General features: G+C 35.3%; 13 protein-coding genes and 1 tRNA gene. 6 read left to right on the forward strand and 8 right to left on the reverse strand.

The window, feature by feature from the left end; genetic code table 11:
* The first annotated feature begins 53 nt into the window (after nt 1-53).
* From FPG78_RS08080 to FPG78_RS03710, 5 genes are all read left to right on the forward strand, one after another.
* Nucleotides 54-566 carry a S49 family peptidase gene (locus tag FPG78_RS08080; protein WP_144086662.1) on the forward strand — a complete coding sequence of 171 codons (513 nt, stop codon included), beginning with the start codon at nt 54-56 and terminating at the stop codon, nt 564-566.
* Nucleotides 529-1,782 carry a signal peptide peptidase SppA gene (gene sppA, locus FPG78_RS03695; protein WP_144086669.1) on the forward strand — a complete coding sequence of 418 codons (1,254 nt, stop codon included), beginning with the start codon at nt 529-531 and terminating at the stop codon, nt 1,780-1,782. Before FPG78_RS08080 ends, sppA begins: the two co-directional genes overlap by 38 nt.
* A gap of 129 nt (nt 1,783-1,911) precedes the next feature.
* A tRNA-Leu gene (locus FPG78_RS03700) sits at nt 1,912-1,993 on the forward strand.
* Nucleotides 1,994-2,054: 61 nt separating this feature from the next.
* Entirely contained in the window at nt 2,055-3,395 is a 1,341-nt protein-coding gene (locus FPG78_RS03705; RefSeq protein ID WP_186292445.1) for a trigger factor, read from the forward strand.
* Between the two features lie 280 nt (nt 3,396-3,675).
* Complete coding sequence (locus FPG78_RS03710; protein WP_144086671.1) at nt 3,676-4,113, forward strand: NUDIX domain-containing protein; 438 nt, start codon at nt 3,676-3,678, stop codon at nt 4,111-4,113.
* 1 nt (nt 4,114) lies between these two features.
* Here FPG78_RS03710 and FPG78_RS03715 read toward each other — a convergent pair whose 3' ends face one another.
* The 4 genes from FPG78_RS03715 to FPG78_RS03730 form a co-directional block, all read right to left on the reverse strand.
* Nucleotides 4,115-4,651, reverse strand: a complete 537-nt coding sequence (locus FPG78_RS03715) for a hypothetical protein (RefSeq protein WP_144086672.1) — start codon at nt 4,649-4,651, stop codon at nt 4,115-4,117.
* Between the two features lie 143 nt (nt 4,652-4,794).
* Nucleotides 4,795-5,037, reverse strand: a complete 243-nt coding sequence (locus FPG78_RS03720; protein WP_144086674.1) for a hypothetical protein — start codon at nt 5,035-5,037, stop codon at nt 4,795-4,797.
* A gap of 443 nt (nt 5,038-5,480) precedes the next feature.
* Nucleotides 5,481-5,690, reverse strand: coding sequence for a hypothetical protein (locus tag FPG78_RS03725; protein ID WP_186292446.1), 210 nt, complete (start codon nt 5,688-5,690; stop codon nt 5,481-5,483).
* Entirely contained in the window at nt 5,677-6,969 is a 1,293-nt protein-coding gene (locus FPG78_RS03730) for a sodium:solute symporter family protein (protein ID WP_144086676.1), read from the reverse strand. The genes FPG78_RS03725 and FPG78_RS03730 overlap by 14 nt, the downstream gene beginning before the upstream one ends.
* Nucleotides 6,970-7,202: 233 nt before the next feature.
* Here FPG78_RS03730 and FPG78_RS03735 point away from each other — a divergent pair, with 233 nt between their 5' ends.
* Entirely contained in the window at nt 7,203-7,424 is a 222-nt protein-coding gene (locus FPG78_RS03735) for an AAA family ATPase (RefSeq protein WP_223262058.1), read from the forward strand.
* 659 nt (nt 7,425-8,083) lie between these two features.
* Here FPG78_RS03735 and FPG78_RS03740 read toward each other — a convergent pair.
* From FPG78_RS03740 to FPG78_RS03750, 4 genes are all read right to left on the reverse strand, one after another.
* Nucleotides 8,084-9,124, reverse strand: coding sequence for a PDDEXK nuclease domain-containing protein (locus FPG78_RS03740; protein ID WP_144086678.1), 1,041 nt, complete (start codon nt 9,122-9,124; stop codon nt 8,084-8,086).
* A gap of 85 nt (nt 9,125-9,209) precedes the next feature.
* Nucleotides 9,210-10,757 (reverse strand): AAA family ATPase, encoded by a 1,548-nt coding sequence (locus FPG78_RS03745; protein ID WP_144086679.1) that lies wholly within the window; start codon nt 10,755-10,757, stop codon nt 9,210-9,212.
* A 229-nt stretch (nt 10,758-10,986) separates the two neighbouring features.
* Nucleotides 10,987-11,799, reverse strand: coding sequence for an HD domain-containing protein (locus tag FPG78_RS07710; protein ID WP_223261995.1), 813 nt, complete (start codon nt 11,797-11,799; stop codon nt 10,987-10,989).
* Nucleotides 11,762-14,425 (reverse strand): sodium:solute symporter family protein, encoded by a 2,664-nt coding sequence (locus FPG78_RS03750; protein WP_223261996.1) that lies wholly within the window; start codon nt 14,423-14,425, stop codon nt 11,762-11,764. Before FPG78_RS03750 ends, FPG78_RS07710 begins: the two co-directional genes overlap by 38 nt.
* Nucleotides 14,426-14,437: the final 12 nt, after the last annotated feature.

The following is a 14,437-nucleotide window of genomic DNA, read 5'->3' on the forward strand; positions in this document are numbered from 1 at the left end:
TTCCCTGTTGGCTTTAAGCGTACGAGTTATCTTACTATTTTTTTATAATCAAAATGAAAATAAAGTCTTTTCTTAAGCAAGTCGTTACAATTGCTATAGGGTTTTTTATCTCTTTAATAGCTTTATGTTCCCTCGTTGTTTTTGGATTTTTAAAATTAACCGCTAGCGACCCCAAGCCAGTAGCACCTAATTCAGTGCTAACATTGAAGATGAAAGGACGAATAGTTGAGTGGATGCCTATTTCATTGTTTGGTTCCAATAAAGGTATGATTGACTTTAAGGCAGTTCAAAAGGCTATTCACCAGGCAACCAAAGATAGCCGTATTTCCGCTATCTACTTAGATGTATCCAATCTGCGTGCAGGATGGGCTAGTTTAGAGGAAACAAGAGAAAGCCTATTGGCTTTTAAAAAGAAAGGTAAACCCATCATCGCATATGGAGAGTCATATACACAGCAGTCCTATTATTTGGCTTCTGTAGCAGATGAAATCATACTAAACCCCAGTGGTATTTTAGAATTCAAAGGCCTTGCTAAAACCGTTTTTTTTCTATACAAAACTTTTTGAGAATATTTCTATAAAGCCGGTAATATTTCGTATTGGAGCCTACAAGAGTTATGTAGAACCCTTTTGTTTGACTAAAATGAGTGAAGAAAGTAGAGCGCAAACAAAAACATGGCTTAACTCTATCAATGAACACTTTTTAACTAAAATAAGTGCCTCTAGAGGTATAGCAGTTGCTGCACTTAAAGCACACGCTAATAATCTTTCAGCGGTACTACCCAATGATGCCCTCCATGCCAACCTAATTACCAGAATAGGCTATGAAAACGATGCTAAAAAGCTGCTTAAAGAAAAACTAAAATCTCCTTCTTTTATCAAATATAGGATCAAGTATAGGCATTATAGTACTTCAGAAACTTCATCTGAAGTGGATAAGGTTGCTGTGCTAATTGCTGAAGGAGAAATTATAAATGGGCCAAGTGGGGCTGGTTATATCGGTGCCCATGACTTTGTTAAAAGGCTAAAAGCTATTCAAGAAGATAGTAGTATAAAAGCTGTAGTATTGCGCATTAATTCACCAGGAGGTGGTGTAGTTGCTGCAGATCTTATGTGGAAAGCAATAGAAGAACTAAAATCTATTAAGCCAGTTGTTGCTTCTATGTCTAATGTGGCTGCTTCTGGTGGTTATTATATTGCTGCACCTTGTAACTATATTTTTGCACAACCTACTACTATTACAGGTTCCATTGGTATTTTTGGTATATTACCTGATCCAAGTGCATTGATGGATAAAATAGGTATTCACCGTGATGTAGTCAAGACAGCTCCTTCTGCAGATTTTTTAAATCCTAGATTAAGTTGTTCTGAGCTGGAGTCTAAATTCATGCATAAAATGTTACAGAACAGTTATGATGACTTTTTATGTAAGGTCTCTAATGGGCGTAAGATGGATGTAGCCTCTGTAGAAAAATTAGCTGGTGGCAGGGTATATACTGGTTTAGCAGCACTAAATAATGGGCTAGTGGATGAATTGGGTGGACTAGATGCTGCCATTACTAAAGCTGCTTCCTTAGCCAATTTAACCCAAAAATATGGTGTTTGTTATTTTCCTCGTCTTAAAACAAGGCTGCAACAATTGCTAAACTATACCACTGATAATATTAAAATGGAGGCATTGCATTCCTTAGTGCAAGCATATCCTATATTGAGTCACTATCAAATCCTATCTAGGTCTCATGGCGTACAAGCGATACTACCTTATACGATTGATATTAGTTAATATAATCCAGCTTTTATTTGTTCTGTGAATAGTAGAAAGGGAAAATAGCTACTTTTTTATTGCTATTTGCTTGAGAAGCCTGTTTTTTCTATTTTTGTAAAAGAGCTATTTGTTGTCTTTTACTGTCCTACGGATGTGGCGGAATTGGTAGACGCGCTAGACTTAGGATCTAGTACTGTAAAGTGTGGGGGTTCGAGTCCCTTCATCCGTACTTTTTTGTGTATTTTGTAGTATAAAAGCATCCGCTTTTTATCTTTTAAATCTGTTTTACCTTGAATATTCAGTTTAATAAGCTTGACCCTAGTCATGGGATTATTTCCATTACGTTAGATGAACCTGATTATAAACCATCTGTTGATAAACAGCTCAAGCATTATGCTCAAAACGCTCGTTTAAAGGGGTTCAGATTCGGGGCCGTTCCTGCAGATCTTATTAAAAAGATGCATGGCCCTTCTATTCTTGCTGAAGAGCTCCATAAAATAGCAGCAGCTTCTTTAAAAAATTACATTATACAAGAGCGTATTGCTATTTTTATGGAACCACTTTTAGTGCCTTCTTCGGAAGAAATAGATCTTAAAAATCAACGTAGCTTTACCTTCTCTTATGAAGTTGGATTAATTGAAGAACGTGCTATTGTATTGGATCCTACTATTTCTATTACTGAGTTTCAAATAGATTCTGTTGGTTCTAAATTGGTTGATGAGTTTTTAGAAGGGTTACAGATTGTTCATGGTGAAGCTGTTCATCTTGAAGAAAGTACAACGGATGCCATATTGTATGGTACACTTACAGATAGCACAGGTGCAGTTGGTCTGGATATCCGTATTGTTATAATGCGTATTCCTGAGCATTCAAGGCAAACATTAGTGGGTCTTCGTATTGGTAATAAGGTAACCATAACAGAAGAGCTATTGAAGGATCACTTTTCTGCTCTTTTAGGTGTAAGTTTTGGTGCATTTGCTTCTTTTAAAAGGCATAAATCTGCTTGGCCAGCTGTTTTTACGATTGACAAAATTCTCCGTGTTGTGCCAGCGCCTCTTGAACCTAAGTTTTTTGACCTTGTATTAGGAAAAGGGATTGCTGCTACTGAAAGCGACTTTAGAGAAGCTATTGCTAAAATTATTTTGCTTGACAAGCGTATGGAAGCACGTCATGCATTCTATGAAGACTTGCAAACAGCACTTTGTAAGCATAATGCGGTTGACTTGCCAGAAGCCTTTCTAAAAAAGTGGCTTTCAATGAATAATCCAAAGGCAACACTAGAGGAGATCGAAGGCTACTATCGTGCAAATGAAGAAAGTTTAAAGTGGGAACTGTTATTAACTACTATAATACGTCAAAATAACCTATCGGTTAATGCTTCGGATGTAGTAGAAGAAACCAAGCGTGCTTATATTGATTATGCCCATAACAATAATTTGGAGATAGAAGGTGGTGATGCTGCTATCCATGCCAGTGCGGTTTCTTTTCTAAAGGGCAGCAATAAGGGAAGCCAATATTATGCTAAAGTATATCATGAGTTGACTAGAGATAGAGCTATAAATTTTATAAAAGAGCAAATGGCTGTAGTAACCGAAACAGTTACAGCTGAAGCGTTTGATGCAAGGAGGTAGGCTGTCTTTTCTTATCGTATCCATTCAGCCTTCTGCTAATATCCTTTAAGAACAAAAAACACCCGTAGCAATTCCTAGAATTGCTATTTTCTTTTTTATGGTCGCTTATAAAGCCATGTAAATATCAATACCTAATCATGATGTCTCGCTCCATTTGAAAAGCAGCATATAGCCAAACTATCCTGTGAAGCTTTAACAAAGCATATTATATAGAATTTGTAAACAAGACACAAAAAGGTAACAATAGAAACGTGCATTATGATAAATTATAGATTACGATATGATAAATTATAGATTACGATTAACGGCTAGGGCGTTAATTGTACAGGAAGAAAAGCTCCTTTTAGTAAGTAATGATGGCCATTTTTGGTATACACCTGGAGGTGGCATGGAAGCAAGTGAAACATTACCTGAATGTGTTATTAGAGAAGTAAAAGAAGAAACAGGAATCAGTGTTCAAGCAAATGACGTAATCTACGTTTATGATTTTTTTGATACTAAAAATCACTTACACAAGGTAGAAATCTATTTTACAACTGAAATCACCTCTGATTGTATCCCCAAGAATTGGTCAGACCAGGATGGTAATGTTCAATATGTTAAATTTTTTTCGCTTGAGGAATTAAGTCGTATGCATAATGTTGCACCTAGTTTTCTAAAAGAAGGCAAATGGCTTAAAACTAATGTTGAAAACATATATGAAGGCAATTCCGTCTAATTTATGTGGCCTTATGTCGCATGTCCGTAGCGTCACCATGCAGTTTAGAGCTGGATAATCCAGTTGCTCTTTTCTCTAATTTTTCATTCCTAGACAACATAAAAATCAACCGGGCTAACTCGTCAAGAACGATAGCCATTTTTACTTCCGAGCCAACAGCTGGTCCAATGGTATCAAAACCATATGCCTGAGAGGCAACTGTTCTGGTCACTACATCCTGTCGATTGATATAGGGACTATTTGTTACTGCTAAATAATTTCCGACAGTAGGAGCTGTTTGAAGCCATGCTTGTACTGTATCATCTGTTGTAGGGCGAAGATTATTTTTCATAGGTGCATTAATAAAATACACTTTGATTTGTTGCTTCATAGCTTCAGGTAACTCCGATTGCTCCCAAATAAGTTGTATCATTTCACATTCTGTTTTTGGAAGATCTAAAAGTTTCCAATCTTTTCGTATTTTCAGCGGTGAGTTCTTGCCCCTTATCAGCTCATCTTTATTTTCACGTTGTGGGTCTAAAGGCCGCTCACCACTCAAGAAATAAAGATCCGAAAATCGTACCCCTTCCTTCCACTGTTTGATCAGATAGTAAAGACGAATACGTACCGCTGGTAAAAGCGCACCGTGGACAATCGCCCCTATATATTCCTGAAAGTGAGCAGATCTTCCATTGATAAATCCTAAATCAGCAAGAAGGGGCTGAATGCTATTTTTAATGGTTCAAATCGACTAGTTTGCTCTTGCCAGCGTTCCCCTTTTCTTAACAAGTTGGCTTGAGCCCATGCACTAATTTCCTCTATGGATTTTTTAGATGGCTGTTGCATACCTAAAATCTGCAAAAGTTGACAAAACTTTGGTTGTGGCTTTCCATCTTGGCTAAAGAAAATCCCTGAATATCCCAAATGAAGCAATTTTTCTTCCAATTGCACTATAATAGGTGAATAGGTTATTAACTTTATCACCATTATTATTTAAAAGTTTTTTCTGCGTTTCTCTTGCTATATCTAAGGCTTGGTCATAGCGGCCTGCTCGTTCATATGTATCAATGCGTTTTTTAATCTTGTAGGCCTGGATAAAAGCTGAGTAAGACACTAGCGATCACACCCCAAACAAAAGAAATACTTCGCATAATATTATTTAAATATCTTAGAAACTCTACGCCTGTACAAATAGAATTATATTAAAAATTATTTAAAATAATGAACCATCTCTGTATTAATATCTATTATTTTTACAATAGTGCCATATAACTACGATATTTGCTACTTTACTGCTTATTTTTTATTCCAGTTTCGGCGGTATTCGTGCTGCTACCTTTACAGATATATTACAATTTATATCCTTGCCATAATTAGGTAATAGGGCACTACTCTAGGTCTATAGTTTTTTTATATTTTTTAAATGCCCTTATTAGCTGTTGCATTCTTTTATATTGATCATTTATCCCAACCCACCCTTTACCAGCTGGTTGGGGTAGTAGATAATGTGCAGCCATCATGGCTAAGCCGTTAGCCATAATGCAATAAAAATCACCTTCTATTCCTGTTAATGGCTTAATCCATTTATTCCAAGACAAAGTCGCTAATACACTGATGGCCATACCCTATCAAGGCAGTACGAGAAGTGCCTCTAAAACCAAAAATAGCCAAGATAAAAGGAGCAGATATGATAGGTGTAGACAATGCCATGCCCCAAATAATCAATTCTAATGGATTTTTGTAGTAAAGGCTTAATAGCATAGCTAATAAGCCTGTAGCTATTACAGTTAGTTTGGCCAGTCGGATTTGATAAGCATGAGAAGGGCTACCTTTTGTGCCCTGTATAATTTCCATCATATCGTGACTCACTACGATACTACAAGCATGTAAACTCGAATCAGCTGTAGACATGGTCATTGCTAATAAGACAATGGCAATACACCCTTTAAAAGTGGGTGAAATGTTAGCCATTATGTACTCCCAAACTTCCATTTCTGGTAGGGTTGGATTTATTATAAAAACAAATAGACCAATCAGTACTATAGCAAAGAATATAAGCATACCAAAAAAATTACCATATAAAAAAACTTTTTTGGCTTGAATGGGGCTAGAAGACATATATACTTTTGGGATCGATAAGAGATCAAAGGACAAGGCCACATTTTGTAACATTAGAAAAAATAGACTCAATGGCTTAAGACGGTATGAGCTGCTCAATTGAAAATTTTCTTGTTTTTTTAAACATGATACTATTTCTAAAATAGGTTTATCTGTTTTTGCAAATAGAAGCTTTGCAAGCAGAAAAATAATAATGGTCAAAGTTATAAATTGTAATACATCGGTAGTGGTGACGGAGCGAATGCCTCCAAAAGTAGCATAAATAATAAGAATTAAAGTTGCAAGTATAGTAATCATACGTGGGTCAATCGAATCTATGCACATCTTGATGGCTAGTGACATTGCATGGATTTGCATGTTGGCAACAATAATATAAAATGCCATACAAAATAGCGCAGTAATAAGTCTTGGATATTTGCCATATATCTTACCTATTGTGTCTGCAATAGAAAGGTCCTGCATGAAGGGCCCCATATGTAAGGATAATCTACTAATCAACCAAAAATTGATGGTACTAAAAAGCATATGGATGATCCACCAGAGACCATTATGATGCACACGTATTACATTAGTTATTAGCGCCCCTCCTCCAAAACAGGTGGCCAATAACGTGGCCATCAAAGTAACCGTAGAAAATCGTTTATTACCCACAACATATTCCCGGAAGGAAGTTGCTTTTTGACTAGCACAAAAACCTACCAATAGGGTCAATAACAAAAAAACCAATACCATGAGCAAGGGGATGTTATACAGCATCATAGATAGGTAGATAAAAACTTAATAACGCTATTCGTAGGTGCGAATTTAATAAAAATGTTGAAATTTTTTTCTTCTTTTAGAAACAATATGATTTCTAAAAATGACTTGCCGGTTTGTATAAATACAAACCTGACAAGGAGGGCAATAATAACCATAAAGGTTACAAATTGGACCATCGGGCATGAATCGACAGAGCGTTAGGGTTAAGATTTCGTCAGGTAGATGCACTGCCTATTGGTTATTCAAATGTTGAATCAGTTATTGAAACAGGCTACTACGTGGATAAAACCAAATATGCGCAAGAGTTAATAGAGAAGAGAAATCCTATTTTCATAGCCCGGCCTCGTAGATTTGGGAAGTCTTTGTTTATAGATACACTGGCTACTATATGTAGCGGAAAGAAAGCAATTTTTAAGGATTATCATAATATTAATTATGCATATAAAAATTTCTAGACTGTTAAACGATTTACCTATATGATAATCTCATTGGATGAACAAATGCTTTGTGCTTATTATCCACCTGTAGATTACAATTTTAAAATTAATTATTAATAACTAAAATTAAAAATTATCGTATTAATATTTAGTGGAGTCCGATTTTATTCCTTAGTTCCTTCTGTTTCTGCATCATACACAAATAAACTTGGATAACTCCACAATTACTTTTCAATCAAATAAAAAATTCTACTACACAAACATTTAATATTACCCATATATCTCATATATAGTCTCAAATGTAATCAGATTAAGGTAATAATCTGATTACATAAAAATATTTTTGAATTGATTATGAATATTTAATGAATTTTGTAAGCAGAAGTAACTAGATTAACTATATAACTTTAATAGATTAGGCTTTAATAAAAGATAAATGTAACTATTATACTCAATTTATTTGACTACATTATTCTATATCAGAAATATAGTTATAATTATATAGCACATTTTCAATCTATTTTATAGACATGTTGATGTAGTCAGATTTAAATTTTAATCTGACTACATCTGCTTACAATGATAAACTTATTCATCGACTCTAGCTAATTTATAACGTAAACCTGCTGCAATAGACTGATTTTGCATAAGAATATTTCCTGGTGCGACATGTGAGATCACTCATCTTCTATATCATCTAAATCCTTAGCAAGTTCTGCTTCCAGTTCCTCAATGGTTGGAAGCACTGTTTGTAACTTTTTAGGCAAGCTTTTAGTAAGCCTGTATGTTGAGAGACCTATAGGTTTATTGATATCACGTAAGGTGTATTCTGCTAAAACACCTACCTTGGATAGGCATAAGATTAACCCAATAGAAGGATTATCACTTGAGTGGCGTAATAAATCATCCACAGCAGAAAGATAAAAATTCATTTTTCCTACATATTCAGGCTTGAAATCTCCAGATTTTAACTCTATAACTATAAAAGAACGAAGCTTGATATGGTAAAATAACAGGTCTATATAAAAATCTTGTTCTTCAACTTGAATATGATACTGACGACCTAAGAAGGCAAATCCTTCACCTAATTCAAGCAGAAATTTTTCAATGTGTGCAACCAGTCCTTTTTCTAATGCGCTCTCATGGGCTTCATCCCCAAGACTTAGAAAATCGAATAAATAAGGATTCTTTAGAGTAGCTTGGGCTAAGGCGGCGTGTGAGGGAGGTAATTGTTTATCAAAGTTGGTGATGGCATCTGCCTGACGTTCATATAAATTGGTCTCTATTTGCATAGATAAACTATTTCTTGACCAGCCATTTTTAATAGTACATTCTATGTAAAACCTTTGTTGAATTTTATCAAGCCCAGAATAGATTAGGACTACAATATGGCCCCATGGTATTTGGTCAACAGCTTGTTGACCAATTTCATCTTGATCATATGCTTGAGCAAACTTCCGCATATATTTGAGGTTTTGTGGGCTGAACCCTTTCATCTCTGGAAAAGCAGCTCTTAAATCCTTGGACAACTCAGCAATAACACCAGTTCCCCATCGTTCTTGCATTTGCGTATGCAGGATACGACTTCCTATATGATGATATAGGGAAACAAGTGCTTTATTAACATGAAGAGAGGCGTTGTATTTAGCACTGGCTACACTGGTTTTTAAATCATTTAGTAATTGATGATAAGCTTGGTTAATGATACTTTTATTCATACAATGAAGAGATCAGATAATACAAACGTGTGATAGATATAAAATTTTAACTTCGACCACTAGTGACACTTACGCACGCTACCTTTTACGGGCTAATCTCCAATATTCTATCTACCCTAAATACTCTATATTCTTGCCGTTTTAAGCAAAAAGCCTTTACTCCAATATAAGGTTTATTCAAATATTCCATTTCTCCTACAGCAATAGGTGTAATAGATCTTTTCGATTTTTCATCTTTTGCTTTTAAATAAGTAATATGGATAGTAGCCTTATGCTGAATAGCTTTTTCTAGTATCGTAATCTTATTTTCTAAAGTACATAAAAGATTAGATTTTTTATACTGATAATCTGTTATAAATTTTACAACATTAAAATCCATCCAAACATGTTTCTTAGCAATTTGTTTCTTTAATATTAACCCTTCTAAACTGGTACATCTGCTAAGGGCAACATAGATTTGACCGTGCGCAAATGTCCCGTTTCCTATATCTAGGATTACTTTTTCAAAGGTTTTACCTTGGCTTTTATGGATGGTAATAGCCCATGCAAGCATTACTGGATATTGGGTAAAAGTACCCGTAATAGTTGATTTTAATGCACTGTTTTCTAAGTAGAATTTATAAGATTCCCAAGTATAAGGAGCAATACTGACCTTCTTTCCCGTTTCAAGTAAAATGACCAATTTAGGAGTAGCATGATCTGTATCAATATCTATGATTTTGCCAATAGTGCCATTAATAAATTTTCCATTAGCTTCATTACTAAGCATCATTATTTGCGCACCAATTTTTAACTTTAATGCAACAAGTGTAGGTAGTTGTTCTTTTGCAAACTCTCCTTCTACTATACCAGTAAAGGTAAACTCTTTCCGCTTGATACCTTTTAATTTTTGGGCGTTAATAGCTTGGGCATTTGCATTAGTAGTGGTTAAATAGATATAAAAATCATCTAAAGAAGGCTCAAAACTAGCATCATATCGCTCATTAATGATTGCTATTTCACTGTCTGTTATAGAATTATTGCGAATATTGTTTAACAGCTGGATAAATTTTGTATCACTTTGCCGGTATATTTTATCAAGTTCTATTAATTCAAGGTCTAGTGATTTGAAACAATGTGCGCTAAAGAAATAGGGGGTAGGATAGTGTGATTGAACGATTGCCTTTTCTTTACTTTGTACCACTGGTGGCAATTGATATAAATCACCGATACATATTATTTGTATTCCTCCAAATGGCTCACTTTCCTGCTTACCATTAAGGCGGAGAAAGCCATCTATACAATCCAGTAAATCAGCCCTAACCATTGAAATTTCATCAATGATGATGGCATCTATATTTTTATAAACATCCTCTTTTTTCTTACTTTTTTTAGCCGTTTGGATTACTTCAAGGGTTACGTCAGGTTTAAAACCAAAAAATGAATGAATCGTCTGACCTTTAATATTTACTGCAGCAGTACCTGTAGGCGCAAGCACTGCTATTTTCTTTTGGGTATTTTCTCTAAAATGCTTTAATAAAGTCGATTTCCCTGTCCCTGCTTTACCAGTAATAAAAATATTCTTTGCACTTGATTCCATAAGATCAAGTGCTTTAATAAACTGCTCATTTAGTTCTATATTGGTCTGAGTCATTCAATGAATTACTTATTTAATAACCTGTATGGAGGCTTAGAGGTTACAATTGAGTTTTAAAAAGCTCCTTTATATTTTAAACTTGAAGATCAAATTTTTCACTAAACTAGCAAAGAAGAAAACCATGAGTGTAGCACAGTTAATGGTCTTTTAAAAAATGATGATTGCTTACATTGATACTATTGGTCGAACAAGTGTATAATTTAAGCAAATTTTTACAAAAAATGTATTAACTATCTTTATCCTTTCTTTTACTATTTTCTTTACCTTTACAAGCCTTTAGCGCTTGTTTAGCGGCTTCTTCTAATAGTGGTCCTATCTCTGGGCCCAAATATTCGTTTGCTAACCTAACATCTATGGCTAGCGTTTCTTTAACCATATGTGATACTTCTTGTGTATAAATATAGTCTGCTGCATGGCGTAGGTCATAGAGTCGTTCGGCTAGTTTAATAAAAAGAACCGAAAGTTGTACGTGATCTTCTTTAATCGCCTCTTTCAATCGATTCTGCACATACAGCAAAGAAGGATGATCTAAGTCTTGGCGCTTATCTATACCTACTAGATTTAACACAAAGGCATAGACACCTAAATTATAATGTTCTTTAATGTAAGAAATAGGTAAACAGGTATGGCGAACCAATTCATAGAGCAAAGAAGCATAAATCACTTTAGGAGAGTGAAAAACCCATTCTATCACTAATTCAATAATCCCTACCGCACGCACATAAAACAATTGACCAGAGGCATGCCGTTTAAATCCAAAATGTTGCCTTAACAGTAAAAGCAAACCTGAAATGATTTTTACATCAATAGGATCAGCTTTACAAAATGATTTGCAGACATGGTCATGGAACCTCATTAATGCCATCATAGAATTAGCTTGCTCTTTAGGCGTGACAAGTCCTTCTGAGGCTAAACAATCTAAAGGCAATTCGACAGTCATATTGTCTAGAATATCCGTGACATCGCTAGGAAATACCAGCAACATAGTAGGGTGCTGACTGTCAATAGAAACTTCCAAATAGCCATAATGGGCACTCACTATAGTGGATATTGGTGTCTTGCTCCAGATCTATGGATGGTAGTACCTTTTTCTTGCCTTGAGCATCCGTAGTATCTATTGTATCATTATAGATCTCCTTTACCTTAAGAAGTGCATCAGAATCAATAGTAGCCTGGCTAATTACTAAAGCAGTAGCTTGAAAATCTATAAAAGCAGCATGGCTGCTGTCAATAGGATTAGCTCTCTTAAATTGCAAAGAAGTGGCATACAGTTGTATTCTAATAATAGGTACGTTTGGGCCCTCTAGCTTACCAACTCGTAAAATAGACTTAACCAATGAATAGACTACTTGATGGATATCGCATACCATGTCGAGACATGGTTCTCCATTAGGAAGACTTATGGTTTCTACCAGCAGCTTAGGTGGAGCAGCTACTTCTTGAGATAAAGCAATCTCTACCTTACGTATCAACTTTTCTAAAGTGATTTTATCAGGTTGTAGTAGTGCGTGATCCTTAGCTTTTTCTCTTCTGTTAAAATAGATAATCCAGTCATAAAATTTATTAATAATACTTTGAAGGTCTTCTTTAAAAAGTGGAGTATGGTTGTCTAAAAAGAAGATAGATTCTTCAACTTTACGAACTACTTGGTTTAAAATAAAGCCATACCCTTTAGGTGGAGTAGCTCCATTGGAGGGAACCAAAGCTGCGTCATAGAGGGATGCTTTGAGTTGTTGGGATGCTCTAATCCCTTCTTGATTTTTTAGGTAGCGCACTTGCTTCATACGATTACCTAGGTTGACTTTCAAGCAAATAATAATGGTAAATAGCAACAGAATCACTATAAATATCGGGAATAATGAGCATAATACTGGATAGGGTAACCCAGTAGAGATCGGATAAATGGCCACTAATAAAGTAACCGTTAAACCTGCTATGCCTAGATAGAGTGGCAATACCCATAAGATTACGGCGCAATGGGCCAAAAATAATGATGTGGTAAAGATGGAATTTCCCGCATTCCACGAATGCCAAAGTAAATTTAAAGGCAGATACAGTGTTAAGCCTATTAACCAACATAGGCCAATACACCAAGCTGGAATGGATCTTATCTTTTTCGAAATATCATAAATAAATGGATAACCTAAACAACAAGTAGATACAAAGAGTTGAAGTATAAGCCAAGAACCATGATGCGTAATATGCTCTATAAAATAAGCTAGCAAACTAGTGACGGTAGTATAGCATGCTATATATACAATCGTAGTATGGCTGGGTACTAGATTAGCTAATAGAACTTTTCTATTTGTCCAAGCATTTTTAATTGTTTCTTTTCGTTCCGCGCGCTTACGGGCATTTTCTTGTTGAATCTGTGTAAACATGCTATCTGGCTTAACCCAACCTGTACCTTTTGGCTGTTTTAGAAGATAATGGGCCGCCATCATGGCTAACCCATTGGCTAACATACAAGGAAAAGCACCATCTATACCTATCTCTGGATCAAGTGGTTCAACCCATTTGCTCCAAACTAAAATAGCTAGTGTGCCTGTAGCCATACCAATTAAGGATGTACGAGAAGTGCCTCGAAAGCCAAAAACAGCTAATATAAAAGGAGCAGTTACTATGGGTATTGAAAAATCAATAGCTAGAAACATTAATTTCAATAAATCCCTGCACCAAAAAGCTACACACATAGCACACAGGCCAATTACTATAGTAGTCAGCCTAGCTATCCGTATTTGATAGACATAGGGAGTTTTTTTTACCCCTCGGACACTTCCCACAATATCATGACTAACCATAACGGCACAAGAATTTAAGTACGAATCAGCTGTAGACATAGACATGGCTAGCAAACTAATGGAAAAAAAACCTTTAAAAGTAGAGGGGATATTGTGCATTATATAGGACCAAATCTTTTCTTTTGGTAAATCAGGTGTTCCAACAAAAATAAATAGACCCACTAGGATAATACAACCCTCTATAAGAAGACTAAAAATGCTACCATATGAGAAAACTTTTTGGGCCTGAAGTGGGTCTGAAGCCATATATAATCTCTGGATAGTTGTAGGTTTTATATAATACACTATGCCAGATAAAACCAGTGAAACCATAGCTGCCAGCTTAGTATCAAAGTGCAATACAGTTCTAAACTGAAATTTTTCCTGTCTTTGTAAAGAAGAAATAACTTCTGATATGTGGATCTCAGTTTTTATAAAAATAAACCAAGCTAAAAGAGGAATAATCATGGAAAAGGTTAGAAACTGCAATACATCTGTAAAGGTAACTGAACGAATACCCCCAAAAGCAGAATAAGCAATAAGAATTAAGGTAGCGAGGATTGTAATTTCTCTGGAGTCAACTGGTCCTACACAGATACTAATTGTTTTGGATATTACAACAATTTGGATAGAAAGACTAACAATAGATCGACAAATATTGGATATAGCAGTAATAATCCTTGGATACGTACCATATACATACCCTATGGTCTCTGCCATAGAGAGGTGTTTCATAAATAGTCTCATACGTACTGCTAATCGACTAATAATCCAAATGCAAAAACTGCTATCGAAGATTAGAAATATTATCCAATAAAGGCCTATATCATGGATTTTCTCTACCTCACGCACCAACCCTCCTCCACCAAAATTAGTAGCCAACATTGTAGCTACTAA

It is taken from the genome of Cardinium endosymbiont of Dermatophagoides farinae (assembly GCF_007559345.1).
Classification (GTDB): domain Bacteria; phylum Bacteroidota; class Bacteroidia; order Cytophagales; family Amoebophilaceae; genus Cardinium.

Excerpts from the sequence above, each read along its gene's own strand:
- FPG78_RS08080 (WP_144086662.1), top strand. The coding sequence starts at position 54 with ATGAAAATAAAGTCTTTTCTTAAGCAAGTCGTTACAATTGCTATAGGG.
- FPG78_RS03710 (WP_144086671.1), top strand. The coding sequence starts at position 3,676 with ATGATAAATTATAGATTACGATTAACGGCTAGGGCGTTAATTGTACAG.
- FPG78_RS03730 (WP_144086676.1), bottom strand. The coding sequence starts at position 6,969 with ATGATGCTGTATAACATCCCCTTGCTCATGGTATTGGTTTTTTTGTTA.
- FPG78_RS03740 (WP_144086678.1), bottom strand. The coding sequence starts at position 9,124 with ATGAATAAAAGTATCATTAACCAAGCTTATCATCAATTACTAAATGAT.
- FPG78_RS03745 (WP_144086679.1), bottom strand. The coding sequence starts at position 10,757 with ATGACTCAGACCAATATAGAACTAAATGAGCAGTTTATTAAAGCACTT.
- FPG78_RS03750 (WP_223261996.1), bottom strand. The coding sequence starts at position 14,425 with ATGTTGGCTACTAATTTTGGTGGAGGAGGGTTGGTGCGTGAGGTAGAG.